Origin of the sequence: Acinetobacter sp. CIP 102637 (assembly GCF_000368425.1) — a bacterium.
In the GTDB taxonomy this organism is placed as follows: Bacteria; Pseudomonadota; Gammaproteobacteria; order Pseudomonadales; family Moraxellaceae; genus Acinetobacter; species Acinetobacter parvus.
On the sequence record NZ_KB849435.1, the window covers coordinates 383,610 to 384,838 of the forward strand.

General features: G+C 41.5%; 1 CRISPR repeat array.

From position 1 onward, the window contains the following. The first annotated feature begins 54 nt into the window (after window positions 1-54). A CRISPR array of direct repeats spans window positions 55-1,222; the repeat unit is 28 nt; unit sequence GTTCATGGCGACATACGCCATTTAGAAA. Window positions 1,223-1,229 lie beyond the last annotated feature (7 nt).

The window sequence follows — 1,229 nt, forward strand, 5'->3', positions numbered from 1 at the left end:
GGCGACATACGCCATTTAGAAAACACCAGAGCAGCAGCAATGGTACTGGCAGAAGTTCATGGCGACATACGCCATTTAGAAAAACTTCATTTACAGGATGCACGGAAGTTTTCGGTTCATGGCGACATACGCCATTTAGAAAAATACTCATCTTTGCATTGATGTGTATAAAATGTTCATGGCGACATACGCCATTTAGAAAACAGGCACGCGGCACTGGGGAAAAACCTTTGAGTTCATGGCGACATACGCCATTTAGAAATACGTGTTTTTGGTAATTGCGGAAACGCATCTGTTCATGGCGACATACGCCATTTAGAAATTCAAGACGGCAAGGAATGGATGATCTACCAAGTTCATGGCGACATACGCCATTTAGAAAAGAACATTAACTTTTGTGCGAGTTTCGGCTGTGTTCATGGCGACATACGCCATTTAGAAAACTCAAACTGTTCAAACTTATCTGCTGCAATAGTTCATGGCGACATACGCCATTTAGAAATTGTGATACTTGATCTGAGTCATAAATATTGTGTTCATGGCGACATACGCCATTTAGAAAGCAAAGAACTCGATACAGCCATGACAATGGCGGTTCATGGCGACATACGCCATTTAGAAATTCTTGCACTGCGGACAGAATCGACCATGCCCGTTCATGGCGACATACGCCATTTAGAAATTAAAATTTAAGCCGTTTTGTTCTGTTACTTCGTTCATGGCGACATACGCCATTTAGAAAAATCTGTAAACGGCTTATATGCACAAAAATACGTTCATGGCGACATACGCCATTTAGAAATCCGAAAATTTCAATAACTTTCTCTGTTGGATGTTCATGGCGACATACGCCATTTAGAAACATTAAATACAATAAGCGCTGTCATCGACTTTGTTCATGGCGACATACGCCATTTAGAAATCAGCCATGCCAGCATTGTTTAACATTACGCCGTTCATGGCGACATACGCCATTTAGAAAATTTCAGACATTCGTAAAACATCACTAATTCAGTTCATGGCGACATACGCCATTTAGAAAACGCTGAATGAATAAAAGCTCATTCCCCACACGTTCATGGCGACATACGCCATTTAGAAACGAGGAAGAACAAGATGCGATTGTGGATGTTAGTTCATGGCGACATACGCCATTTAGAAATTGAGTCGTTCGAGCTTTCACAGCGTGTTGCAGTTCATGGCGACATACGCCATTTAGAAATGATTGT